This is a genomic window from Qipengyuania citrea (genome assembly GCF_009828015.1).
Lineage (GTDB): Bacteria > Pseudomonadota > Alphaproteobacteria > Sphingomonadales > Sphingomonadaceae > Qipengyuania > Qipengyuania citrea.
This window is the reverse complement of record NZ_WTYG01000001.1, coordinates 865150-887652: the sequence shown is the minus strand read 5'-3', so window position 1 is coordinate 887652 and position 22503 is coordinate 865150. Positions and strand designations below refer to the sequence as shown.

Here is a 22503-nt window from a genome sequence, read left to right as displayed (position 1 = left end):
GACATTTCCGCCCCGCTCCGTGCTGCTCCGAGTGCCTTTTGCACGCGGTCCACCAGGCAAGCGTTTGGTTACGGCGTGGCATGACTCGCCTGCTGATCTTCGGCCTCGGCTATACAGCGACACGGATCGCCGATGCGCTGCGCGGCAGGGGCTGGCATGTCGATGCTACCGGCAGCGCGGGCAATCTGGCGTTCGACGACCGCACCGCCGTCGCGCAGGCTGTGGATGCTGCCACCCATGTCCTGAGCAGCGTTCCGCCCAGCGAAGGAAGCGATCCGGTGCTCGACCGCTATGGCGACCTGATCGGCGACCGGTGGCTGGGCTATCTGTCGTCGACGGGGGTCTATGGTGATGCGCAGGGGGCCTGGGTCGACGAGGCTTCCCCCACCGGCGGCGGGCGGCGCAGCGCACGGGCGGAATGCGATTCGCGCTGGCTGGATGCCGGCGCGCGGGTGTTCCGTCTTCCCGGCATCTACGGGCCGGGTCGTAGCGCATTCGACCGGATCGAACAGGGCAAGGCGCACCGCATAGATCTTCCGGGGCAGGTTTTCAGCCGCGTTCACGTGACGGATATCGTGGCGGGCGTGATCGCTGCGATCGGCCGCAATGCACCAGCGGGCGCCTATAATCTGGCGGACGATCTGCCCACGAGCCAGAACACCGTCATCGAAGAAGCCTGCCGTCTGCTGGGCCAGGCGCCGCCGCCGCTGCAAAGCATCGAGGATGCAGGGCTGTCGCCGATGGCGCGCGGTTTCTACGCCGAGAACCGACGCGTCGCCAATGGCAAGGCGAAACGCGTGCTTGGCTGGGAACCCGCCTTCCCGACCTATCGCGAAGGGCTCGCGGCGATCACGGCTCGGGCGTAGCCCGCCGCGGTGGTGCGGTTGCCCGGCCCCGCATGGCCACGACCATACCGACCAGCGTGACGACTGCCCCGGCGGCCGGCAACGGTCCCCAGACGAACCCTTCGAACAGCGTCGAGAGGATCATGGCCACAACCGGGACGATCACCGAGCTGTAAGCCGCCTTCCCCGCCCCGACCTTGCGGACGAGGCCGTAATAAAGCGGGAAGGTGACGACCGATCCGGCGAGGCCGAGAAACAGGATCCCCATCGTGTAGGATGGTCGGGGATCGAATTGGGGCGGGCCTGCCGTTACCAGCGCAAAGACGGTGTTGATCAGCACGCCGATTGTCATCGCCCATGCCAGGAGCGCAAGGAAAGGCTGCTTTTTCGCGCCCTCCATTGCTTGCGTGATATTGGCTGCGCTGGCCGAAAGGATGCCGCCAACCGTCAGGCCAGCCCCGAGCAGCACCTGTTGCAGTGTTGCCGGCGAAGAACGCCATTCATGCGCGAACAGCAGCGCGACACCGATCGCCGCAATCAGCGACCCGAGCACGAATGCACCGGTGATGGGTTGGTGCAGGAAGATCCGGCCCAGGACGGCATTGGGCACCACCAGCAAGGCGAACATCACTGCGACCAGGCCCGAGGTAATATAGGCTTCGGCATTGTAGACGAACGCGAAGTTGAGCGTGAACTGGAAGAGGCCGAGCAAGGCCGCCCAGCGCAGCCCCCCCGCGACCAGCAGCAGCGGTTCGCGGCGCAGGGCGGCAAGCGCGAACATGCCCAGCGCGGCGATTACGAAGCGGTATGAGATTGACCAGCTCGCCGGAACGCTGGCGATCTGGTCGCGGATGACCAGCCAGGTGCCGCCCCAAATCAGGCTGACAATCACGAAGGCGATGAAATTGCGCGGGGTAAACAGGCTCTCGGCCTCGGCAGGCGCGCTCATAGGCTGGCGATGGCCCGAGCGAGCGCGGCGGCGTCGGCGCCGCGCGTGTTCCAGGCCGTGACGAAGCGCGCCGCATCTGCACCCCAGTCGTAAAAACCGAAGCCTTGTGCACGAAGCACATCACGCTCGTCAGCTGTACAGCGAACGAACACTTCATTGGCTTCGACCGGATGCATCAGCCGCGTTTCGCACGCGCGTGCGATCTCCTGCGCGGCGGCATTGGCGTGCCGGGCATTGTCCAGCCAGACCTCCCGCTCGAGCATGGCGTGGAGTTGCGCGGCGAGAAAGCGTCCCTTCGACTGGAGGTGCCCTGCCCGCTTGCGGCGATAGCGCGCGACATCGGCGAGCTCCTGATCGAAGAATACGATCGCCTCGGCGCTCATTCCGCCGTTCTTGATAAAACCGAAACTGAGCGCGTCGGCCGCTCCGACCGCGTCCCCGGGCGCGCAATCGAGGAACGCGACCGCATTGCCGAACCGTGCGCCGTCCATGTGCAGGCCAAGCCCGCGTTCGCGCGCCAGTTCGGCGATCGCGGCGATTTCATCCGGTCGGTAGACGCGGCCATATTCGCTCGGCTGCGTGATCGAGATCGCATGCGGCTGAACCTGGTGGACATCGTCGCGGATCGGATCGACCGCTGCGCGAATGGCCTCCGGCGTCAGCTTGGCACCAGTGCCTTCTGCCAGAATCAGCTTGGCCCCGTGGAGGTAAAAACCCGGCGCGCCGCCTTCGTCCATTTCGATATGCGCTTCTTCATGGCAGACCACCGCTCCGTGGGGCGGGACCATGGTGGCGAGCGCGAGGCAGTTCGCTGCGGTCCCGGTGCCTGCCCAGAGTACCGTGCATGGGCGGCCGAACAGCTGCGAAAACCGGTCGTCCAGCGCCGCGCTCCACCTGTCGCCGTCATAGGGCGAATCGGGCTCGTCGGCGGCTTTGAGGGCGTCCCAGACCGCAGGGTGAACTGCGGCTGCATTGTCGGAGAGAAACAGCATCGGAACCCCTTAGACAGGGGAACGTTGCTTGCCCAGAAGGGAAACTTTCGGACATGGAAAACGACGAAATTGTAATCGAACGCCACGATCACACCACTCATGGCGAATATCTGGTAAGCATCGGCCCGGGCGAGGCGGCCGGAAAGCTCACATGGACGCAGCGCGGCGATGCCCGCGATGCCGAGCACACGATCGTACCGCCGGAACTTCGCGGACAGGGTATCGCCGGGCGGCTGGTGGATGCGCTGGTGCGCGATGCCCGGCGCGAAGGCTTCAAGATCATTCCCAGCTGCTCTTACGTCGCCGCGCAATTCGATCAGCATCCCGAATGGGAGCCGCTGCGCGCCTAGCAGCCGGTCGGCGTGGCCTCACCGATCTGTGAAAAGTCGTTCGCAGCCATGCTGTCGAGCACTGCCGCACGCACCCGCTCGGCTTCGGCCACCGACAGCCCGCGCAGGCGCAAATTCCCGCCGGCCAGCCCAAAGCGGACGTCGGCATAACCGCGTAGCCGGGCCAGCGGATGCTGCACCAGCTCGACCGATTGCAGTTTATGCCGCGCGGCGATGGTCATGCTGGGCGCCAGCCATCCGCGCCCCGTATAGAGCCGATCACGATCGAGCGCATGGCGAGTCCAGTGCCAGGTAAGGAACTGGTCGAACGCAATCGCTCCGCCACCGAGAATGGTTGGCACGATCGCCAGCTTCCAGTGCCCCAAGGCTAGGGCTATCCCGGACAGGACAAGCATCGCCGCCAGCCCCAACAGGAAGGCATCGATTCGGTGGGCCGGTGCCCCGCGATGCCAGTCGGAGCTTTCGTCAGGCAGCGCGAACCCCGTTTCACTCACGACGCGCGCAATTTCATTCATCCGTCCGAAGGGGACGGCGTCGTGATTCGCGGATCCACTATCGCTCGCAAGGCTGACAGCCTTGAGCGCATGGAAGCCGAACAGGCGCCGCACCATTCCCGTCCGCACCCGCAGCGCCTGGATCCGGTGGGTCGGCATGACCAGATCGGTTCGCGTCAACAGCCCGCGCCGCCGCCGCAGACCCTTGTCGGTTCGTTCCAGCCGGAACCCCCATTCGCGCAAGACCGTCCGCACCACTCCGCTCGCCACGCCGATCAGAAGCAGCGCCAGGGCCGCGATCAGGGCGCCCAGGACCTGTGCGTGGATCCCCAGCCCCGCGAGCCATGCGCCGGGGCCGGAAAGCTGGTCGCCCCAGGCCCGCCAATCCGAAATGTCGCGCCAGCCGCGCCAGTCCCAGATTTCGAAGGGAAGCAGGAAATCGAACTGCTGCGCCACGCCTGCCGCGACCGCGACGACCACCAGCGAGAATTCGAACAGACCGAAAGTGACGACCCGTCTGGGCGACATGGCGTACAGTAGATGCGCGGTGTTGGCCTGGGCAAGTTCGTCCTCGCCGGTGGGCGCAGCGGAAGCTCCCGGCCCTTCGCGGCGCGAACGCACCAATTCGCGCAGGCGTTCGCCCTCGCTTTCGCGCAGATAGGCGAGCGACAGGTCGTCACCACCGCCCGCGCCGGTTTCGAAACGCACCTCGACCAGTCCGAACAGCCGGGGCAGCGGCTTCTGCTCGAGGCTGACGTCCTGGATCCGTTCGTAAGGAACGGACCGTGCCGCGCGCGACAGAACGCCGCTTTCCACCCGAATATCGGTGTCCCCGACAGTATAGGTCAGCCGGGTCCAGCGCAGATAGGCGAACAGGAGGTTGCCTCCGCCCGCCACCAGCACCAGCGGCACGAAATACAGCAGCAAGTCGCCCAGATCGCCTTTATCGAGGATGGCGAAAGCGCCGACGATTATCGGCAGGACCAGCTGACCAAGCATCGCGATCGCGCGCACCGCGAAGGTGCGAGGATCGGTCCTGAGCGCGTCGTTCCCGGCCTCTTCGCTCACCGCGTGTCGCGCCTGATCGCAGCGCGGATTTCCTCGCGCATGGCCACCGCGTCGCCATGGCTGAGCCCGGGCAGCGCGACCGAAGCGTTGTGCGTGCCCGCCGTGTGCACCGTGAGCGTGGCGAGATGGAAGACGCGTTCCAGCGGCCCCTGGCCGACATCGATATGCTGGACGCGGCCGAAGGGCACCACGGTATCGGAGCGGAAGATCACGCCGCGGGCCACGCGCAACCGTTCTCCGGCGAGTGAATAGCCGCGCGCATGATAGCGCCGCAGCGGTACGCGGATCAGCGCATAGGCCGCCACCGCCAGAGCGGGGAGCCAGACCACCCCGGTCCATCCCGGGATGGCCACTTCCGCGATCGTGGCTGCCGCCAGCAAGATCAGCGCGGCGATCGCCAACTGAACGCGCAGCAGCGTCTTGTAGGCGGGGTCGAGCGGGGTGAGGTCGTCGGCGGCATCCATGGCGTTCTAGTTAGGCAATACAGTGGGGCTATTCAATCTGGTTTCGCGGTCCGGGTGCGCTATGCCGTACAAAAGGGAAAGGGAGAGGCATGGATATTTCCAAACTGATGTTCCGCGACGACCTAATGGAAGGCGAGCGCATCCTGATAACCGGGGGTGGCACCGGGCTGGGCCGCGAAATGGCCGAAGCCTTCCTCAAGCTCGGCGCCGCGGTGCATATTTGCGGACGGCGACAGGGCAAGCTCGACGACACGGCGAGTGAACTCATGCAGCGGCACGGCGGAACGGTTCACGGCCATGCCTGTGACATCCGCGACCCGGACGCGATTCATTCCATGGTCGATACGATCTGGAGCCACGGTCCCCTGACCGGCGTGGTCAACAATGCGGCGGGCAACTTCATCAGCCGCACCGAGGACCTGTCGGTCGGCGGTTTCAACGCCATCAGCGATATCGTCTTTCGGGGCAGTTTCTATGTCACGCTCGACATCGGCAAACGGCTGATCGCCGAAGGACGGCGCGCAAGCTTCCTGTCGATCCTCACCACCTGGATTTGGAACGGCGGACCCTTCGTGGTGCCCAGCGCGATGAGCAAGGCCGGTCTCAACGCGATGACCCAGAGCCTGGCGGTCGAATGGGGACGCCACGGATTGCGCTTCAACGCGATCGCCCCGGGGCTGTTTCCCACCGACGGGATGAGCGCGCGGCTGTCACCCGGCGGTCGCGGTGGCAATGCGCATGAAGACACCAATCCGATGGGCCGCCACGGCGAAATGCACGAACTGGCCAATCTGGCGGTGTTCCTGATGGGACCGGGTGCCGAATGGCTCAACGGCCAGACCATCGCCATCGACGGCGCCGGGTACCAGGCGACTGGCGGAACCTTCTACGGCGCGCTCAAGGACATGGGCGACGAGCAGTGGGAGGCGATGCGCAGCATGATCAAGGGGACGAATGCCGCGGACAAGGCCGAACGCACGACATGATGCGCAAACGTCCTCCTGACGCGGGGGGCGGCCCCCGGGACCGGGGGCGAAGATATGGGAAATGGTGCTGCTGGGGAGGATTGAACTCCCGGCCTCACCCTTACCAAGGGTGCGCTCTACCACTGAGCTACAGCAGCACATCTCGCCCCGGAAATGCCGTCGGGGTGGAGGCGCGCGCTAATGGCAGACGCGCAGCATAAGTCAACCTTCGCTTGAGCGGAGCGGCAAAATTGGCGAAAGCTTGCGTCATGGACAGCCCAGACGACAAGTTGAGCCGCGAAGAGCGCCTCGCCGCGAAACTTCGCGAGAACCTGCGCCGCCGCAAGGGCCAGGCGCGCGAAATCCGCGAATCGGACGACCACCCCCTTTCCAAGGGCGATGCGGGCAGCTAACGCGCCTTGCTCCTAGGGGAATTACGGGAGCTCCCAGTGTCCAAGCTGATCCTCGTCCGTCATGGGCAGAGCGAGTGGAACCTCGCCAACCGCTTTACCGGCTGGTGGGATGTCGACCTGACCGAAAAGGGCGAGACCGAAGCGCGCGAAGCGGGCGAATTGATGCTGGCGAAGGGCGTTTTGCCGACGCTTGCCTTCACCAGCGTTCAGAAACGCGCGATCAAGACGCTCAACCTTGCGCTGGAAGCATGCGACCGGCTGTGGATCCCGGTAACGCGCGACTGGCATCTCAACGAACGCCACTATGGCAGGCTGACCGGGCTCAACAAGCAGGAGACCCGCGACAAGCACGGCGACGAACAGGTGCATATCTGGCGCCGCAGTTTCGACATTCCGCCGCCCGAGCTCGAACAAGGCAGCGAGTTCGACCTGTCCGACGATCCGCGATACGCCGGGGTCGACGTGCCGCGTACCGAAAGCCTCAAGCTCACGATCGAACGCGTGCTGCCCTATTGGGAAGAAGCGATCCTGCCCCGGCTGGGCCAGGGCGAGACGGTGATCATTTCCGCACATGGCAATTCGCTGCGCGCGCTGGTCAAGCACCTGTCGAACATTTCGGATGAGGAGATCACCGGGCTCGAGATACCCACCGGCCAGCCGATCATCTATGAATTCGACGGCACGCAGGTGATCGGCGAACGCTATTACCTGAAGGACAGCTGAGATGACTGCCCCGGGGAACGCCAAGGTTGCGATCGTCATGGGCAGCCAGTCCGATTGGGAAACCATGACCTGCGCCGAAGAAGTGCTCGGCGAACTTGGCGTTGCCACCGATGTCCGCATCGTCTCCGCGCATCGCACGCCCGACCGGATGTATGATTTCGCCAAGCGTGCGGCAGCGGACGGTTTCGAAGTGATCATCGCCGGCGCCGGCGGGGCGGCGCATCTGCCCGGCATGATCGCCGCGCTGACGCATGTCCCCGTGCTCGGTGTACCGGTCCAATCGCGGGCGCTGTCGGGCGAGGACAGCCTGCTCTCGATCGTGCAGATGCCGGCCGGGGTCCCCGTGGGAACGCTGGCGATCGGCAAGGCCGGGGCCACCAATGCAGGCCTGCTTGCTGCGGCGATCCTCGCCAACCACGACCCCGACCTGTCGCAGCGGCTGCAGGACTGGCGCGCAGCGCGCAGCGCGGCGGTGACCGAGCGCCCCGTCGACTGATGCTGAAGCGCGGCGGCACGATCGGCATTCTTGGCGGCGGCCAGCTGGGCCGGATGATGGCCATGAGCGCTGCACAGCTCGGCTATCGCTGCATCGCCTATGCACCCGAGGGCGACACCGTGGCAGAACAGGTATGCGGCGATGTCTTCGCCAACAAATGGGACGATACGGCGGCGCTCGCCGCGTTCGCCGCACAATGCGATGTGGTGACGTGGGAATTCGAGAACGTCCCCGTAGCCACCGCGCAGGCCATGCCCGAGGGCCGCATCTTCCCCCATCCGCGTGCGCTGGAAACCGCGCAGGACCGGCTGAGCGAGAAACGCTTCGTCGAGGGACTTGGCGGTACGGCTGCTGCCCATGCCTGCGTCGACGGGCGCGCAGATCTCGACCGGGCGGTGGAGCGACTGGGCGTGCCCGGCATTCTCAAGACCCGCCGTGATGGTTACGACGGCAAGGGTCAGTGGCGGATCACTTCGGCGCGCGATATCGAGGGTCTGAACCTGCCCGACCTGCCATTGATCTACGAAGCGTTCGTCGAATTCGAGGCCGAGTTCTCGGTCATCCTCGTGCGCGGCCAGGACGGGGCGATCCGGTTCTGGGATTCGACCCGCAACACGCATGACGACGGCATTCTGGCGACTTCCGCGCTGCCCGCCGGACAGCCGATCGCGGATCAGGTCGCACCGGCGCGGGATCTGGCGCGGCAGGTTGCCGACGCGCTCGATTACGTTGGCGTCCTCACACTCGAATTCTTTGCCACTGCTGCGGGCCCGGTGTTCAACGAAATGGCGCCGCGCGTGCACAATTCGGGGCACTGGAGCATCGAGGGCGCGGCCACGAGCCAGTTCGAAAACCACATCCGCGCGGTCGCCGGCCTGCCTCTCGGCGACACGGACACGGTCGCGAAAAGCGTTACCATGACCAATATCATCGGCGCCGACATTCGGGACGCATACGCGCAGCTCGACACGGCCGACACCCATCTGCACGACTATGGCAAGGCCGAGGTTCGAGCAGGACGCAAGATGGGTCACGTCACCCGTATCGTGCGATGAGCCTGTTCCTGATCTATGCGCGCGCCGCCAATGGGTGCATCGGCAAGGATGGCGCCCTGCCCTGGCACCTGCCTGCGGACCTCAAGCGGTTCAAGGCGCTGACGATGGGCAAGCCGATGATCATGGGCCGCAAGACATTCGAAAGCCTGCCCGGCCTGTTGCCCGGCCGCCGCCATATCGTGCTGACCCGGCGCGAACGTTGGGATACGAGCGGTGCCGAGATTGCCCGGTCGGTCGAGGAAGCGCTCGCGCTCGCCGGTGAAGGCGACGTGGCCGTAATCGGCGGCGCCGCGATCTACGACGTGTTCATGGCGCATGCCGACCGGATCGAGCTGACCGAAATCCATGCCGAATTCGACGGCGATACCTTCATGAAGCCGCCGGGTCCCGAATGGACCATATGCGGGCGGGAGGATTTCGCCGCCGATGGGGACATCCCGGCCTACAGCTTCGTGACACTGGAGCGCGCGGCATGAGATTTCTCGACCACCGCGAGACGCTGCCCGAAAGCCTGCGTGGCGCGATCATCGCACTGGGCAATTTCGATGGCTTCCACCTGGGCCACCAGGCGGTGGCGGGAGAAGCGATTCGCTGGGCGCGCGAAGAAGGCCGGCCGTCGATCATTGCCACATTCGATCCGCATCCGGTGCGTCACTTCAAGCCCGATGCCGCGCCTTTCCGCCTGACCACGCTCGAACAGCGGCAGGAACTCTACTTGGCCGCGGGGGCAACCGCGATGCTGGTGTTCCATTTCGATGGCGCGCTGGCGGGCACCACGGCGGAAGATTTCGTCCAGCAGCTGCTCGGCGACCATTTGGGCGCTGCCGGAGTGGTCACCGGCGAGGACTTTACCTTCGGAAAGGCGCGGGGCGGCAATTTCGCCAAGCTCGTCAGCCTGGGCAAGGATATCGGCATGGCCGCGCGGGCTGTGCCGCCGGTGATGGACCAAGGCGCACCGGTATCGTCCAGCCGCGTGCGCGACGCCCTGCGCAATGGCGACCCGCAGGAAGCCGCACGGTTGCTGACCCGCCCCTTCGCGATCCGCGGCGTGGTCCAGCATGGCGACAAACGCGGGCGCGAGATTGGCTATCCCACCGCAAATCTGCCCGTTGAGCACTATCTGCGCCCCAAATACGGTATCTATGCCGTCACCGGCCGCGTGCTCGCCACCGGGCAGGAGCTGAAGGGTGCGGCCAATATCGGCGTGCGCCCGCAATTCGATCCGCCCAAGGAATTGCTCGAGCCCTATTTCTTCGATTTCTCCGGCGATCTCTACGGGCAGGAGATCGAGGTGGCCTTCCACCATTTCCTGCGCGGCGAGGCAAAGTTCGACAGCCTCGATGGACTGATCGCGCAGATGGAAAAGGACTGCGACGAGGCGCGGCGGCTGCTGGCGTAGCCCGCCTCCCCTGCGCAGGGGCGACGAAAGTCTTTATTGCGGAGCGGGTTTGGCCTAACGGCTCGCCTCTATGTCCGAAAAGCGCGATTACAGAGACACGGTCTTCCTGCCCAAGACCGATTTCCCCATGAAGGCCGGCCTTCCTGCGAAGGAGCCGAAGATCGCCGCGCGCTGGGAGGAAGAGGGCCTGTACCGGCAGCTGCGCGAAGCGCGCGCCGGGCGCGAGACCTTCGTGCTGCATGACGGCCCGCCCTATGCCAATGGCGACATGCATATCGGCCACGCGCTCAACCACACGCTCAAGGACATGGTCTGCCGCACGCAGAACCTGATGGGCAGGGACGCGCCCTACGTGCCTGGCTGGGATTGCCACGGCCTGCCGATCGAATGGAAGGTCGAGGAACAGTACCGCAAGAAGAAGCTCGACAAGAAAGCGGTCCCGCCGGCCGAATTCCGCGCCGAATGCCGCGCCTATGCCCAGAAATGGGTCGATGTGCAGCGCGAGCAATTGAAACGCCTCGGCATCATGGGCGACTGGGACAACCCCTATCTGACCATGCAGTTCGACAGCGAGGCAACCATCGTCGCCGAACTGATGAAATTCGCCGAGGCGGGCAATCTCTATCGCGGTTCGAAACCGGTGATGTGGAGCCCGGTCGAGGAGACCGCGCTGGCCGAGGCGGAGGTGGAATATGAGGACATCACTTCGACCCAGATCGACGTGGCGTTCGAGATCGTCGCAACAAATGACGAAAATTTGGCAGACGCACTCACTGCTGCAAACTCTATGGGCTCGAAGGTCATGGCGGTGATTTGGACCACCACCCCGTGGACGATCCCGGTGAACCAAGCTTTGGCTTACGGGCCAGACATCAGTTACGTGCTTGTTCACGCTGGTGGCGACTATCTGCTTCTTGCCGAGGAGTTGATGAATGAGACGCTCAAGCGCCTCGATCAGAGTCCTTGGCTTAGGGGCGGTAGCGGTTGGAACATTGCTTGGGTCGGAAAGGGTTCCGACCTAGCCGGGACCGTCGCTCGCCACCCGATGCACCATCTCGGCGGGTTCTACGCCAAGCCGCGCCCCTTCCTGCCGGGCGATTTCGTCACCACCGACAGCGGCACCGGTCTCGTCCACATGTCGCCCGACCATGGCGAGGACGACTTCCTGCTGTGCCGTGCCAACGGACTCGAGCCGGTCTTCGCGGTCATGGCTGACGGGCGCTATCGCGACGACTGGGAATGGCTTGGCGCTGGCGATCTGGACGAGAACGGCAAGGAACGCCGCCGCAGCGTCATCAACAAGCCGTTCAATTCGCCCGAAGGCCCGATCTGCAGCGATTTGCGCGAAGCGGGTGCGCTGCTTTCCGCGAGCGACGATTACCAGCACTCCTACCCGCATTCGTGGCGTTCGAAAGCCAAGGTCATCTATCGCTGCACGCCGCAGTGGTTCGTGCCGATGGACAAGGAACTGGGCGGCGGCGGCACGCTGCGCAGCCGCGCCATGTCCGAAATCGAACGCGTCCGCTTCATCCCCGAAAAGGGCCGCCGCCGGATCGGTTCGATGGTCGAAGGCCGTCCCGACTGGGTGTTGTCGCGCCAGCGCGCCTGGGGCGTGCCGATCACGCTGTTCGTGAAGAACGGCACGGGCGAATATCTGCAGGACCCCGAAGTCAACGCGCGCGTCATCGCCGCAGTGCGCGAGCAAGGCGTCGATGCCTGGGACGAGAGCCGCAAGGCCGAATTCCTCGGCGAGGCGTACAATCCCGACGATTACGAAATGGTCGCCGACATCCTCGATGTCTGGTTCGATTCGGGCTGCACGCATGCCTTCACGCTCGAAAGCGGGCGCTGGCCAGCATTGAAATGGCCCGCCGATCTCTATCTCGAGGGCAGTGACCAGCACCGCGGCTGGTTCCAGTCCTCGCTGCTCGAAAGCTGCGCCACGCGCGGCCGCGCGCCCTACGACCAGGTGCTGACGCATGGCTTCACCATGGCGAGCGACGGGCGCAAGATGTCCAAGAGCCTCGGCAACACGATCGATCCGCTCAAGGTCATGGAACAATACGGCGCGGATATCATCCGGCTGTGGGCGCTCAGCGTCGATTCGACCGAGGACCACCGCATCGGTGACGAGATCCTCAAGGGCGCGGGCGACCAGTACCGCAAACTGCGCAACACCTTCCGCTATCTGCTCGGCGCGCTCGACGGTTTCGTCGGCGATATGGGCGATGTCGGCGAGGTGCCCGAACTCGAGGTCTATATCCTCGCGCTGCTGGCCGATCTCGATGGCAAGCTGCGCCACGCGGCAGAGAATTACGACTTCAACGCCTATACGCGGTTGCTGGTCGATTTCTGCAACGAGGATTTGTCGGCCTTCTACTTCGATATTCGCAAGGACGTGCTCTATTGCGACGGGCCGGGCAGCGTGAAGCGCAATGCCTACCGCACCGTGCTCGACCTGCTGTTCCACGCGCTGGTCCGCTATGCCGCGCCGGTGCTGGTGTTCACGGCAGAGGAAGTGTGGTCGACGCGCTATCCCGATGGCGGCAGCGTCCACCTGCTCGAATGGCCGCAGGTGCCGGGTGTGACCGCCGATGGCGCGCGCTGGGCGCAACTGCGCGAATTGCGTGAGGACGTCATGGAAGCGATCGAGCCGCTGCGCCGCGACAAGGTGATCCGCTCGGGACTCGAAGCCGACGTCGTCGTGCCCGCCAGCGCCGTGCCCGAAGGTTTCAGCGACGCCGACCTGGCCGAATTGTTCATCACCGCGTCAGTCGCGCGCGGCGATAGCGACACGGTGACGGTTACGCGGACAGATGAAAGCAAGTGCGGGCGCTGCTGGCGCCTGCTGCCCAGTGTCGCCGAGGATGGCGACCTGTGCGATCGCTGCGAAGACGTGGTCGCCACGCTGGATGGTGCGGCATGACCCCCCTCCTGCGCAATCGCCTGATCGGCTGCGTGATCGCCCTGCTGATTTTCGCGGCCGACCAGTGGAGCAAGAACTACGTCACCAAGACGCTCGGCATCGAGCGGGTGGGTGACGCGATGGAACTGCTGCCGATCTTCGATCTGCGTTTCACGCGCAATTTCGGCGTGTCGCTGGGCATGTTCGAAGCAACCAGCCCGGAAATGCGCTGGGGCCTGGTGCTGGTGACCGCCGTCATCGCGCTGGTGGTGACCGTGTGGATGCTGCGCGAAAAGCTGCTGGGCGACATCCTCGCGCTGTCGCTGATTCTCGGCGGAGCGCTGGGCAACATCAAGGATCGCTACGAGCTCGGCTATGTCGTCGACTTCGCCGATCTGCATTTCGGCGATTTCCGTCCGTTCCTGATTTTCAACGTCGCCGATGCGGCTATCACCATCGGCGTGGTCATCGTCCTTGCACGCGCCTTTTTCATGCGCGACAAGGACGAGCAAGAGGTCGACGACCTCATGAACAGCAAGGCGGCCGACGCCGCGGAGAGCAAGTGATGAACCAATTCACCCGTTTCGCCCTGATCGCCGGGCTTGGCGCCATGACCGCAGCCTGCGGCAGCAATGGCCTGCTCAATCGCGACCGGCCCGATGAATTCGCCGTCCAGCGGCAGGCCCCGCTGGTGGTGCCGCCCGATTTCAACCTGGTCCCGCCCAAGCCCGGCGCTCCGCGTCCGGCCGAAGGCAGTGCCGCCGCGCAGACGCTGGAAGCCCTGTTCGGCGGTCCACAGGCGCGCAGCAGTGTCGAAACCAGCGTGCTCGAACGCGCGGGAGCCGCAGACCCCGGGATTCGCAGCGCCGTCGGCGATCCGGCGACCGCCACCGTCGCCAAGGGCAGCGTGACGCGCGACATCGTCGCTGCGCCCGAGGGCGATGGCGCCAATGCCGTCGCCGTAATCCCGGGTTGAGAGCCTAGCTATTTGGAAGAACCTGCCGGCGCCAGTGCCGGCAGATTTCCACGCCGCGTCAGGCAGGCTGCGCTGCCGCATCCGCCTCGTTGCTTACCAGCAGCTTGTCGATCCGGCGGCCATCCATATCGACGACTTCGAAACGCCAGCCCTGATCGGTGAAATGGTCGCCTTCGTTGGGCAGGCGCTTGAGCACATGCAGTGCGTACCCCGCCGCGGTGCCGAATTCGCGGTCTTCGCCATATTCGATGCCCAGCCGATCGGCGAGCACGTCGGCGGACAGCGAGCCCGAAACCAGCAGGCTGCCATCGGCGCGCTCGGTAACCCCCGGCGAATCGCCCGGGTCCTGATCGCTCGCGAAATCGCCGACCAGCGCAGTGAGCAGGTCTACCGGCGTCACGATACCATCGAGATGGCCGTATTCGTCATGCACCATTGCCATGGCGATTTCGGCCTGTTGCAGCACGCGCAGCGCGTCGACCGCGTCCAACTGGTCGGGGACCACCTCGGTCTTGCTCATCAGCGCGGCAATATCGACCGGCTCGTTGGCGATGAGGCGCGACAGGATATCGCGCACCTTGACCACGCCCAGCACCCTGTCGGGCGAGCCTTCGGCCACGGGCAACAGCGAATGGGGACTGGCGTCGAGCACCGCACGGACTGCAGCTTCGTCCGCCGCAATATCGATCCAGTCGACTTCCGTGCGCGGGGTCATCAGCTCGCGCACGGGCCGCTGGGCCAGCCGGACGACGCCTTGCAGCATCTGGTGCTGTTCGTGTTCGATGACGCCGCTGCGCGTGGCTTCGGCGAACAGCATGTGCAGCTCTTCGGCGGTAACCGCGCTCTGGCCTGCCGGCCGCACGCCGAGCAGCCGGATCAGCAGACCGGACGAGGCGTCGAGCAACCACACCAGCGGGGCGGCGACCTTGGCCAGCACCGCCATCGGCCGCGCCATATAAATCGCGATTGGCACCGCAGCGCGGAGAGCCACCTGCTTGGGCACGAGCTCGCCAACCACAAGGCTGAGGTAAGTGGTCAGCGCGATCACCGTGGCGAAGCCCGCCTGGTCCGCCCAGTCCGCAGGAACGCCGAGCACGGCCAGCCGCTCGCCCACGGGCCCGCCGAGGCTGGCTCCAGAATAGGCACCCGCCACGATCCCGATCAGCGTAATGCCGATTTGCACGGTCGAGAGGAACTTGCCCGGTTCCGCGCCCAGCGAAAGCGCGATCTGCGCGCCGCGATTGCCTTGCTGCGCTGCCGTACGCAGCGGGGCGGTGCGCGCCGACACGATGGCCAGTTCGCTCATGGCGAACACGCCGTTGAGCACGATCAGTCCTGCAATGATCAGCAGGTCGGTCCAGGGAAAAGGTGTCACCCGCGCGTGGCTAGCACAATTGCTCCAAGCTGCCAGCGTTTCGTGTGACTTATCTGCGCCGGGCGCGGAACAGGCGCGCCGCTGGGCGGTTGGCTTGGTTGTGACGTGGGTGGGCGCGTCCGGGATATATCGCCTGGCACCAAGCCCGTATTGGGGCCGCCTGCCACCTCAGAGGAGGAAAACTACATGAAAAAATCGCGCATTCTTACCGCCAGCCTCGCTGCCGTATCGATGATGACCGTATCGGCCTGCGTAACCGACCCCAACACCGGCGAACGCAAGGTTTCGCGGACCGTGCTCGGCACGGCCGGCGGCGCACTTGCCGGCGGCCTGCTCGGCGGCGTGATCGGCGGCAAGACCGGACGCATCATCGGCGCGGCAGCTGGCGGCGTGGCCGGCGGCGTGGTCGGCTACAACATGGATCAGCAGATCAAGGAACTCGAAGAGCAGACGGCCGGTTCGGGCGTCGACGTCAGCGAAACCGATGGCGGCGAAGCGATCCTGGTCAACCTGCCCGACGGCGTGACCTTCGCCACCGGCAGCTACACCATCACTCCGGGCTTCCGTGACCTGCTCGACCGCGTGGCCTCGAGCCTGACGCAATATCCCAACAGCCTCGTCGACGTATATGGCCATACCGATACCGTCGGTTCGGCCGATTCGAACCAGCGCCTGTCCGAACAGCGCGCGCAGGCAGTGGCGAATTACCTGACGTCGCGCGGCGTCGATTCATCGCGCATCCGCTGGATGGGCTTCGGCGAGACCCGCCCCAAGGTTTCCACCGGCGACAATGTCAACGAACCGCTCAATCGCCGCGTCGAAATCAAGATCATTCCGTTCGACCAGCAGGACATCCAGGCGGCCCAGTCGCAGGGAATGTGACGGGCAAGTCCGACACTCAGATCATCGATCGGGGCCGGCATTGCGCTGGCCCCGATTTCGTTCGGGCAGCTCTTCCAGCCGTTATTCGGGCAGGTTGTCCATTCGCCGTGCCAGCCGCTCCACGGCATTGGCGTGAATATCGGGCGCGCTGACCAATACGCCGAAGTCCCGCGGGTCGCGCTTGTTGTAGTCGAGCTTGCGGCCATAGGCGTCGCTCACTGCGGCACCGGCCTCGCGCGCGATCATTCCGGCCGCGGCGATATCCCATTCGAAACCCCAACGCACCGTCGCAACCAGATCCGCTTCGTCCGCCGCCACCATCGCGATTCGCAAGGCGATCGAATTGGGCTGGTCGACCGTGACCAGATCGGTGTCGGTCTTGGGCAAGACATGCGCAGGCACACGCGATCCGGCAAATTCGCGGCGGGTGGAAGCAGTCAGCCGCGTACCGTTGCGGTACGCGCCCTGCCCTGCAACCGCTTGCCATGTCTCGCCTCGCGCAGGGGCACACAGCGTGCCGATCAGTGGCCGGCCAGCGCTAATAAGCGCGACCGAAACCGCCCAGCCGCTGCGCCCACGGATGAAATCGCGGGTCCCGTCGACCGGGTCCACCAGCCAGATCAGGTCGTGGCCGAGACGCGCCGGGTCATCGGCGGTTTCTTCGGACAGCCACCCCGCGGAAGGCAGCAGCGCGCCAAGCTCGCGCTTGAGGAAGGCATCGACTGCGAGGTCGGCCTCGCACACCGGATCACCCGGTTTCTTTTCCCATGCATCCAGCGCATTGCCCGCCCCCGGCCACAGATCGTAAGCGATCCGTCCGGCTTCGGAGACGATGGATTCGAGGCGCTGGCTGTCGATCATGGCTATCGGTCCGCGCCCTGCACCCGAAAGCGGGCCTTTTCAAGCGGGCCCAGACATGCTTATGGCCGGTGCGACTCTTATTCCCCCACGCGCGTCACGCGAAGGACGAAGGATTCCCATGAACATCCACGAATACCAGGCCAAGGAACTGCTTGCGAAATACGGCATCGGCATCCCCGCCGGCCATGCCGCCCTTACTGTCGAAGAAGCGGTGGAAGGCGCCAAGAAGCTGCCCGGTCCGCTCTACGTCGTGAAAGCGCAGATCCACGCCGGTGGCCGCGGCAAGGGCACGTTCAAGGAACTCGGCCCCGACGCCAAGGGCGGCGTACGTCTGTCGAAGAGCATCGAGGAAGTCGAAGCCAACGCCAAGGACATGCTCGGCAACACGCTGGTCACTGTCCAGACCGGCGATGCCGGCAAGCAGGTCAACCGGCTCTATGTGACCGATGGTGTCGACATCGCGCAGGAATACTATCTGTCGATGCTGGTCGACCGCGCCACCGGCCGGGTCGCCATGATCGTTTCGACCGAAGGCGGGATGGACATCGAGGAAGTCGCGCATTCGACTCCTGAAGAGATCACCACCATCACCATCGACCCGGCGCAGGGCTTCATGCCGCACCACGGCCGCGCGGTGGCCTTCGCGCTCAAGCTGACGGGTGACCTCAACAAGCAGGCGCAGAAGCTTGCCAAGCAGCTCTACACTGCTTTCATGGATCTCGACTGCGAGATGCTCGAGATCAATCCTTTGGTCGAAACCGAGGACGGCAACCTGCTCGTGCTCGACACCAAGATGAGCTTCGACGGCAATGCGCTGTTCCGCCACAAGGATGTCGAAGCGCTGCGCGACGAGACCGAGGAAGACCCGGCCGAAGTCGAGGCCAGCGAATACGATTTGGCCTATATCAAGCTCGACGGCAGCATCGGCTGCATGGTCAACGGCGCGGGCCTCGCCATGGCGACGATGGACATCATCAAGCTCAATGGCGCCTTCCCTGCCAACTTCCTCGACGTCGGCGGCGGCGCAACCACGGAGAAGGTGACGGCGGCATTCAAGATCATTCTCAAGGATCCCGCGGTCGAAGGCATTCTCGTCAACATCTTTGGCGGGATCATGAAGTGCGACGTCATCGCCAATGGCATCGTCCAGGCCGCGAAGGACGTGAATCTCTCGGTGCCGCTGGTGGTCCGGCTCGAAGGGACCAATGTCGAAGAAGGCAAGGCCATCCTCGACAACTCGGGCCTCGCGATCGTCAGCGCCGACGATCTGGGCGACGCAGCGAAGAAGATCGTCGCCGAAGTGAAGCAGGCAGCCTGATCGGCGCCTAACGAATTGCCGCATCCGCTCGTGCGGGCATCATGCCTGTGCGAGCGGGGCGGCCCGATCCCCCGGTCCCGAATACAGGTCGGGCCATGCGAACAGCGGGTTTCGCAGGCGTGCTTTCAGCGAATGCGGGTAAAGCGGAACACCAGTTCCTCGGCCGCTTCGCCGGCGCCCTTTACCCGGACCGCCACCAGCAGCCCGTCCGCGCCATCGCAGTGATAGGTCAATGCGCTGAAATAGGCGGCACATTCATCGATCGCCAGCAGCGGGAAGGACACCATCTCGTCCTTCTCCTCCCAGCCAGTGAGGTCGGGATTGAAATGCTTGAGCCGGACGACGAGCGATCCGGCGTCTTCGGCAATATACATGTGCTCGGTGAACATGATGCCGCCGGCCGGCGTTTCCTGCACGAAGCTTCCCACCATGGTTCCGCCGCTTGAGGGGAGCCAGCTCTCGTATGCCGCCGCTTCGCCGATCCCGCTGCCGTGCCATTGGCCGACCAGCCAATCGAGCGCTTCCACCTGCGCCGGCGGAGGTATATGACCCTCCGGAGCGACGCGGGTTTCGTTCGCCTGCGCCGGTGGCGCCATCAGCGCTCCCACGGCCGCGGCAATCGTCCAGACGCGCATGGCTTTCCTCCCATCGACAGGAGGCGAAACTATTCGCCTCGCCAGCCATAGTAAAGCTGCAGGCCGGCACCGCTTGACCCGCCGTGCCGGTCACGCGAGGGATCGTCCCAAGCGCCGCATGGTGGCACTCCGGCTTGCTTGACGTTTACGTAAACGCAAGCTAGGCGGTGCCTACAGTTTCTATCGAGAGGAAGGTATCGCATGAAAATCCTCGTCCCCGTGAAACGGGTGATCGATTACAACGTCAAACCGCGCGTCAAGGCGGACGGTTCGGGCGTGGACCTCGCCAACGTCAAGATGAGCATGAATCCCTTCGACGAAATTGCCGTCGAAGAAGCCATCCGCCTCAAGGAAGCGGGCAAGGCCGAGGAAATCATCGCCGTCAGCATCGGCCCGGCAAAGGCGCAGGAAACGCTGCGCACGGCGCTCGCGATGGGTGCCGACCGCGCGATCCTGGTCGAAACCGACGATGCGGTCGAACCGCTCGCAGTCGCGAAGATCCTCAAGGCGATCGCCGCTGAGGAAGAGCCCGGCCTGGTGATGTTGGGCAAGCAGGCGATCGATGACGATTCGAACCAGACCGGCCAGATGCTCGCCGCGCTTATGGGCCGTCCGCAGGGTACCTTCGCTAACACCGTCGAAGTCGATGGCGACAGCGTCACGGTGAAGCGTGAAGTCGACGGCGGTCTGCAGACGGTGAAACTCACCCTGCCGGCGATCGTCACCACCGACCTGCGTCTGAACGAACCGCGTTACGCTTCGCTGCCCAATATCATGAAGGCGAAGAAGAAGCCGCTCGAGACCAAGTCGCCCGCCGATTACGGTGTCGATACCGCCCTCCGCCTGACGACCACGAATGTCTCCGAACCGCCGGTTCGCCAGGCAGGCGAGAAGGTCGAGGATGTCGATGCGCTGGTCGCCAAGATCAAAGCGCTCGGTATCGCCTAAGTCAGACAGACGAGAAGGAATACAGACATGAAAACCCTCGTTTGGGTCGAACACGACAACGCCAGCCTCGCCGATGCCACGCTGGCGGCGGTTACCGCCGCCGGAAAGCTGGGCGAAGTCCACCTGCTGGTCGCTGGTTCGGGCTGCCGCGCAGTGGCCGACCAGGCGGCGAAGATCGCCGGCGTCGGCAAGGTCCACATCGCCGACGATGAAGCCTATGCCAATGCACTGGCCGAAAACGTTGCCCCGCTGGTGGCCCAGCTGATGGACCATCACGACGCATTCGTTGCGCCTGCTACCACCACCGGCAAGAACATCGCGCCGCGCGTCGCCGCGTTGCTCGACGTCATGCAGATTTCGGACATCCTTTCGGTCGAAGGCGACAAGACCTTCACTCGCCCGATTTATGCCGGCAACGCCATCGCGACGGTCGAATCCTCCGATCCCAAGCTGGTCATTACCGTCCGCGGCACCGCCTTCGACAAGGCCGATGCCGATGGCGGTTCGGCCGAGATCGAAGAGGTTTCGGGCCCGACCGACGCAGGTCTCTCGAGCTTCGTCAGCGAAGAAATCGCCGAAAGCGATCGTCCCGAACTGACCAGTGCCAAGGTGATCGTCTCGGGCGGCCGCGCACTGAAGGATTCGGAAACCTTCGAACAGGTCATTACCCCGCTCGCCGACAAGCTCGGCGCCGGTATTGGCGCAAGCCGGGCGGCGGTCGACGCGGGTTATGTCCCCAATGACTACCAGGTCGGCCAGACGGGCAAGATCGTCGCTCCCGAGGTCTATATCGCGATCGGTATCTCGGGTGCGATCCAGCACCTTGCCGGGATGAAGGATTCCAAGACCATCATCGCGATCAACAAGGACGAGGACGCGCCGATCTTCCAGGTTGCTGATGTTGGCCTGGTCGCCGATCTGTTCAAGGCAGTGCCAGAACTGACTGAAAAGCTCTGAGCGCAAAGTTCGACCGAACAATTAACCCTCCCGTCGATGCTCGACGGGAGGGTTTTTCTTTGCCCGCATCCGCCGTTCGGCCGGCATCGCATTCTGGTAGGCAAACGGCATCGCCGGATTGCCGCAAGGACAATTCAGGTCGCGCAGCCCAGCGGATCGTTCGCGGTACCAACGAACTCGCTCTATCGCGAAAGCGGTGCAAATCAGATTACGTAGACATCCAAGGCGTGGATCGTCAGCCCCACCAGCCCGCCGACCAGCGTGCCGTTGATGCGGATGAACTGGAGATCGCGGCCCACAGCGCTTTCCACCCGGTCGGTGATCGTCACCGCATCCCAGCGGCGCACGGTTTCGGACACGAGCTGGACGATCTGGTCGCCGTAGCGGGTCGCGACCCCCACCGCGGTCCGGCGCGTGAAGCGATTGACCTGCCGTTGCAGGCGCTGGTCGTCACGCAGCGCGGCGCCGAGTTCCGCCAGAGTTTCGCCGATATAGCTGGGACCGGTTTCGTCGCCGGAATTGCGAATGCTCTTGATCAGCCCGGCGCGCAGCCGTTCCCACACGCCCTGCCACCAGTCGCCGATCGCAGGATTGTCGAGTAGCTCGTTCTTCAGCCGCTCGACCCGCTCCTGCATCACGGGGTCGTCCCGCAGCCCGCGCGCGAGATCCTCCAGGCCTTCCTCGATCTTATTGCGCAGCGGGTGCTCGGGATCGACCAGCACTTCGGCGAGCAGCTTGTAGAGCCCGTCGATGACCGAATTCGCCAGTCGCTCGTCAAGCCCGGTGAAGCGCAGAACCGCATTCGCGCGCCGGTGCACCATCTCGCGTACCATTGCCTCATTGTCTTCGAGCACCAGACCTGCCCAGCGGATGATCTTGTCGATGAGCGGCTTGTGACGCCCGTCGGCGATCATCGCTTCCAGCATGCCCCCGAGCAGCGGGGCGACCTCGAGTTTGCCAAGCTGGGTCTTGATCCCGCTGCGCACCTGCGTGCCCAGTCGGTCTGGATCGAGCGATTCGAGCACCTCGACGGCCAGCTCCCCGGCTCCCGCCTGGATCCGCGAATCCTTGGTCGCTTTGGGATCGGCGAGGTAACTGCCGATCGCTCCGGCAAGGTTCATCGACCCCATCCGGCGGCCCACAACCGCCGGCGTCAGGAAATTGTCGCGCAGGAACCCCGCCATCGTATCGGCGATGCGGTCCTTGTTCTCGGGGATGATCGCCGTGTGCGGGATTGGCAGGCCCAGCGGGTGGCGGAACAGCGCGGTCACCGCGAACCAGTCCGCCAGCCCGCCGACCATCGCGGCTTCCGCGAAGGCGTGGAGATAACCCCATCCCGGGTGCTCGCCCAGATACCGACCCGACCACAGGAACAGTGCCGCCATGAGGACGATCAGCCCCGTCGCCGTGCGCCGCATCATCCGTGCGCGATC

24 protein-coding genes and 1 tRNA gene are annotated in these 22503 nt (G+C 64.7%); 16 read left to right on the top strand and 9 right to left on the bottom strand.

Annotated features, from left to right (window positions below):
• Positions 1-80: 80 nt before the first annotated feature.
• Positions 81-866 (top strand): Rossmann-fold NAD(P)-binding domain-containing protein, encoded by a 786-nt coding sequence (locus tag GRI55_RS04185; protein WP_160766281.1) that lies wholly within the window; start codon positions 81-83, stop codon positions 864-866.
• Here GRI55_RS04185 and GRI55_RS04180 read toward each other — a convergent pair.
• Both GRI55_RS04180 and GRI55_RS04175 read right to left on the bottom strand, forming a co-directional pair.
• On the bottom strand, positions 850-1794 hold the full coding sequence (locus GRI55_RS04180; protein ID WP_063510479.1) for a DMT family transporter: 945 nt from the start codon (positions 1792-1794) through the stop codon (positions 850-852). The two genes, GRI55_RS04185 and GRI55_RS04180, sit on opposite strands and share 17 nt — an antisense overlap.
• Positions 1791-2786 carry a threonine aldolase family protein gene (locus GRI55_RS04175; RefSeq protein WP_160766280.1) on the bottom strand — a complete coding sequence of 332 codons (996 nt, stop codon included), beginning with the start codon at positions 2784-2786 and terminating at the stop codon, positions 1791-1793. Before GRI55_RS04175 ends, GRI55_RS04180 begins: the two co-directional genes overlap by 4 nt.
• Positions 2787-2839: 53 nt before the next feature.
• Between GRI55_RS04175 and GRI55_RS04170 the strand changes: the two genes are divergently transcribed.
• On the top strand, positions 2840-3136 hold the full coding sequence (locus tag GRI55_RS04170; protein WP_160766279.1) for a GNAT family N-acetyltransferase: 297 nt from the start codon (positions 2840-2842) through the stop codon (positions 3134-3136).
• Here GRI55_RS04170 and GRI55_RS04165 read toward each other — a convergent pair.
• Both GRI55_RS04165 and GRI55_RS04160 read right to left on the bottom strand, forming a co-directional pair.
• Positions 3133-4698 (bottom strand): PH domain-containing protein, encoded by a 1566-nt coding sequence (locus GRI55_RS04165; RefSeq protein ID WP_307019955.1) that lies wholly within the window; start codon positions 4696-4698, stop codon positions 3133-3135. The genes GRI55_RS04170 and GRI55_RS04165 overlap by 4 nt on opposite strands.
• A complete protein-coding gene (locus GRI55_RS04160) occupies positions 4695-5162 on the bottom strand; it encodes a PH domain-containing protein (RefSeq protein WP_160766278.1) in 468 nt (155 codons plus the stop codon). Before GRI55_RS04160 ends, GRI55_RS04165 begins: the two co-directional genes overlap by 4 nt.
• A gap of 89 nt (positions 5163-5251) precedes the next feature.
• Here GRI55_RS04160 and GRI55_RS04155 point away from each other — a divergent pair, with 89 nt between their 5' ends.
• The gene (locus GRI55_RS04155) at positions 5252-6148 is read left to right on the top strand and encodes an SDR family oxidoreductase (RefSeq protein ID WP_160766277.1); all 897 of its coding nucleotides are present in this window, start codon (positions 5252-5254) and stop codon (positions 6146-6148) included.
• Between the two features lie 62 nt (positions 6149-6210).
• Here GRI55_RS04155 and GRI55_RS04150 read toward each other — a convergent pair.
• Positions 6211-6285 (bottom strand) — tRNA-Thr (locus GRI55_RS04150).
• A gap of 111 nt (positions 6286-6396) precedes the next feature.
• Here GRI55_RS04150 and GRI55_RS14845 point away from each other — a divergent pair.
• From GRI55_RS14845 to GRI55_RS04110, 9 genes are all read left to right on the top strand, one after another.
• Positions 6397-6540 carry a hypothetical protein gene (locus tag GRI55_RS14845; RefSeq protein WP_197458147.1) on the top strand — a complete coding sequence of 48 codons (144 nt, stop codon included), beginning with the start codon at positions 6397-6399 and terminating at the stop codon, positions 6538-6540.
• 36 nt (positions 6541-6576) lie between these two features.
• Positions 6577-7263, top strand: a complete 687-nt coding sequence (gene gpmA / locus GRI55_RS04145) for a 2,3-diphosphoglycerate-dependent phosphoglycerate mutase (RefSeq protein ID WP_160766276.1) — start codon at positions 6577-6579, stop codon at positions 7261-7263.
• 1 nt (position 7264) lies between these two features.
• Complete coding sequence (gene purE, locus GRI55_RS04140) at positions 7265-7759, top strand: 5-(carboxyamino)imidazole ribonucleotide mutase (RefSeq protein ID WP_050601415.1); 495 nt, start codon at positions 7265-7267, stop codon at positions 7757-7759.
• A complete protein-coding gene (locus tag GRI55_RS04135) occupies positions 7759-8814 on the top strand; it encodes a 5-(carboxyamino)imidazole ribonucleotide synthase (RefSeq protein ID WP_160766275.1) in 1056 nt (351 codons plus the stop codon). The genes purE and GRI55_RS04135 overlap by 1 nt, the downstream gene beginning before the upstream one ends.
• The gene (locus GRI55_RS04130; protein WP_063510487.1) at positions 8811-9290 is read left to right on the top strand and encodes a dihydrofolate reductase; all 480 of its coding nucleotides are present in this window, start codon (positions 8811-8813) and stop codon (positions 9288-9290) included. Before GRI55_RS04135 ends, GRI55_RS04130 begins: the two co-directional genes overlap by 4 nt.
• Positions 9287-10213 carry a bifunctional riboflavin kinase/FAD synthetase gene (locus GRI55_RS04125; protein WP_160766274.1) on the top strand — a complete coding sequence of 309 codons (927 nt, stop codon included), beginning with the start codon at positions 9287-9289 and terminating at the stop codon, positions 10211-10213. The genes GRI55_RS04130 and GRI55_RS04125 overlap by 4 nt, the downstream gene beginning before the upstream one ends.
• 70 nt (positions 10214-10283) lie before the next feature.
• Positions 10284-13139 (top strand): isoleucine--tRNA ligase, encoded by a 2856-nt coding sequence (ileS, locus tag GRI55_RS04120; RefSeq protein WP_160766273.1) that lies wholly within the window; start codon positions 10284-10286, stop codon positions 13137-13139.
• Positions 13136-13684 (top strand): signal peptidase II, encoded by a 549-nt coding sequence (gene lspA, locus GRI55_RS04115; RefSeq protein WP_202392330.1) that lies wholly within the window; start codon positions 13136-13138, stop codon positions 13682-13684. The genes ileS and lspA overlap by 4 nt, the downstream gene beginning before the upstream one ends.
• Positions 13684-14094 (top strand): DUF3035 domain-containing protein, encoded by a 411-nt coding sequence (locus GRI55_RS04110; RefSeq protein WP_050601420.1) that lies wholly within the window; start codon positions 13684-13686, stop codon positions 14092-14094. Before lspA ends, GRI55_RS04110 begins: the two co-directional genes overlap by 1 nt.
• A gap of 58 nt (positions 14095-14152) precedes the next feature.
• On the opposite strand, the gene GRI55_RS04105 is transcribed toward GRI55_RS04110, so the two are convergent.
• Complete coding sequence (locus tag GRI55_RS04105) at positions 14153-15469, bottom strand: hemolysin family protein (RefSeq protein ID WP_160766272.1); 1317 nt, start codon at positions 15467-15469, stop codon at positions 14153-14155.
• A gap of 186 nt (positions 15470-15655) precedes the next feature.
• Here GRI55_RS04105 and GRI55_RS04100 point away from each other — a divergent pair, with 186 nt between their 5' ends.
• A complete protein-coding gene (locus GRI55_RS04100) occupies positions 15656-16351 on the top strand; it encodes an OmpA family protein (RefSeq protein WP_050601422.1) in 696 nt (231 codons plus the stop codon).
• Between the two features lie 81 nt (positions 16352-16432).
• Here the strand turns inward: GRI55_RS04100 and GRI55_RS04095 are convergent, their stop codons facing one another.
• Positions 16433-17212, bottom strand: coding sequence for a 3'(2'),5'-bisphosphate nucleotidase CysQ (locus tag GRI55_RS04095; protein ID WP_160766271.1), 780 nt, complete (start codon positions 17210-17212; stop codon positions 16433-16435).
• Between the two features lie 118 nt (positions 17213-17330).
• Here GRI55_RS04095 and sucC point away from each other — a divergent pair, with 118 nt between their 5' ends.
• Positions 17331-18530: an ADP-forming succinate--CoA ligase subunit beta gene (gene sucC, locus GRI55_RS04090; RefSeq protein WP_160766270.1), complete on the top strand. Its 1200-nt coding sequence runs from the start codon at positions 17331-17333 to the stop codon at positions 18528-18530.
• Between the two features lie 125 nt (positions 18531-18655).
• Here the strand turns inward: sucC and GRI55_RS04085 are convergent, their stop codons facing one another.
• Positions 18656-19165, bottom strand: coding sequence for a DUF6265 family protein (locus tag GRI55_RS04085; protein WP_160766269.1), 510 nt, complete (start codon positions 19163-19165; stop codon positions 18656-18658).
• 201 nt (positions 19166-19366) lie between these two features.
• Here GRI55_RS04085 and GRI55_RS04080 point away from each other — a divergent pair, with 201 nt between their 5' ends.
• Positions 19367-20113 carry an electron transfer flavoprotein subunit beta/FixA family protein gene (locus GRI55_RS04080; RefSeq protein ID WP_063507066.1) on the top strand — a complete coding sequence of 249 codons (747 nt, stop codon included), beginning with the start codon at positions 19367-19369 and terminating at the stop codon, positions 20111-20113.
• 27 nt (positions 20114-20140) lie between these two features.
• The gene (locus GRI55_RS04075; RefSeq protein WP_160766268.1) at positions 20141-21070 is read left to right on the top strand and encodes an electron transfer flavoprotein subunit alpha/FixB family protein; all 930 of its coding nucleotides are present in this window, start codon (positions 20141-20143) and stop codon (positions 21068-21070) included.
• Positions 21071-21273: 203 nt separating this feature from the next.
• Here the strand turns inward: GRI55_RS04075 and GRI55_RS04070 are convergent, their stop codons facing one another.
• Positions 21274-22488 (bottom strand): DUF445 domain-containing protein, encoded by a 1215-nt coding sequence (locus GRI55_RS04070; protein WP_160766478.1) that lies wholly within the window; start codon positions 22486-22488, stop codon positions 21274-21276.
• Positions 22489-22503: the final 15 nt, after the last annotated feature.